Below are 1362 nucleotides of genomic sequence, written 5' to 3'. Positions count from 1 at the left end.
CGCGGTCGGTGCAGGAGGCCGCCGGGGGATCGGGGCAGATCGCCGCGAACATCACCAGCGTCTCCACGGCGGCGGACTCCACCACCCAGGCGCTCACCCAGACCCGCACCGCCGTCGACGAGCTGTCCCGGATGGCCGCCGACCTGCGCACCACGGTCGGCAACTTCAAGTACTGAGCGGCCGTCCCCGGCGCCGGCCACCCGGTCGGCGCCGGGGAGCGGGCGGAACCTCACCTCCCTCACGACCAGGAAGAGCAGTCATGTCACAGCGCAGCACCGGCCGCAGCATCGGGGTCCGCGGCTCGATCCTCGCCGTCGGCGCGGCCGGGATGGCCGCGGCCGTCGCGGTCGGCGGCTTCGCCCTCGCGGGTCTCGGCTCGGCGGGGGAGGCCCGCCACCACGTGGCCGACCTGAACGACGCGCTGGGCCATGCCCAGCGCATGGAGTACTACAACGCCGACGTCAGCGGCTGGCAGACCGCGTACGCCTGGGATGCCCGGCTGAGCGGCCCGGTCGTGGCGGTCCAACCCACGAGCGCCAACCGGGCGGGCTTCCTGGACGCCGCCGAGGGGCTCCGTGACGAGCTCCAGGCGATGCCGATGGAGCTCCTCGATGCGGACGAGGCGGCGGCCTACGAGCAGATCCGCACCCAGTGGCAGGAGTTCTTCGCCATCGACGACCAGGTCGTCGCGCTGTACGAGCGGGGCACGCCCGCCGACACGGACGCCGCGGACGCCTTGATCTTCGGGCAGGGCTACGACATCTACTTCGGCATCATCGAGCTCACCGAAGAGCTCAAGGCGTCCCTGGACGACCGCGTGGCAGAGGCGACCGCCGAGGCCGAGGCGCAGGACTCCCGGACCCGGTGGACGATGATCGCGGTCATCGCGCTCGGTGCGCTGATCGTCGCGGGGTTGGCGCTGGCCGTGGCCCGCAGGATCGTCCGTCCCCTCAACGAGGTCGTCACCGTGGCCGGTGCCCTCGCCGCCGGTGACCTCACCCGGCAGACCGGGGTGCAGCGCGAGGACGAGGTGGGCCGGGTCGCAGCGGCCATCGACAGCGCCGTGGTGCAGCTGCGCACCGTGATGTCCGCGGTCGTGGGTGCGGCGGACGCGGTCGCCGCCAGCAGCGAGGAGCTGTCGGCCTCGTCGGCGCAGATCGCGTCGTCCGCGGAGGAGACCTCCGCCCAGGCCGGCGTGGTCTCCGGTGCGGCGGAGGAGGTCTCCCGCAGCGTGGAGACGGTGGCCGCGGGTGCCGAGCAGATGGGTGCCTCGATCCGGGAGATCGCCAGCAACGCCGCGGAGGCCTCCGAGGTGGCGGCGCGTGCGGTGACGGCGGCGGAGACGACGACGGCGACGGTGGC

The 1362-nt window shown here is 73.6% G+C and carries 1 protein-coding gene and 1 pseudogene; both read left to right on the top strand.

Features of this window, described 5'->3' with window-relative positions; translation table 11 throughout:
• Positions 1-176 (top strand): annotated as a pseudogene (locus ACI792_RS20850) (methyl-accepting chemotaxis protein); the annotation flags it as partial.
• A gap of 83 nt (positions 177-259) precedes the next feature.
• Positions 260-1362, top strand: a 1103-nt coding sequence (locus ACI792_RS20845) for a HAMP domain-containing protein (protein WP_456604267.1), incomplete at its 3' end; no start/stop codon positions are given.

The sequence above is a fragment of the Blastococcus sp. SYSU DS0669 genome (assembly GCF_054050895.1).
Note: the sequence above shows the minus strand (reverse complement) of the source record. Positions and strands in the feature narration are given on the sequence as shown.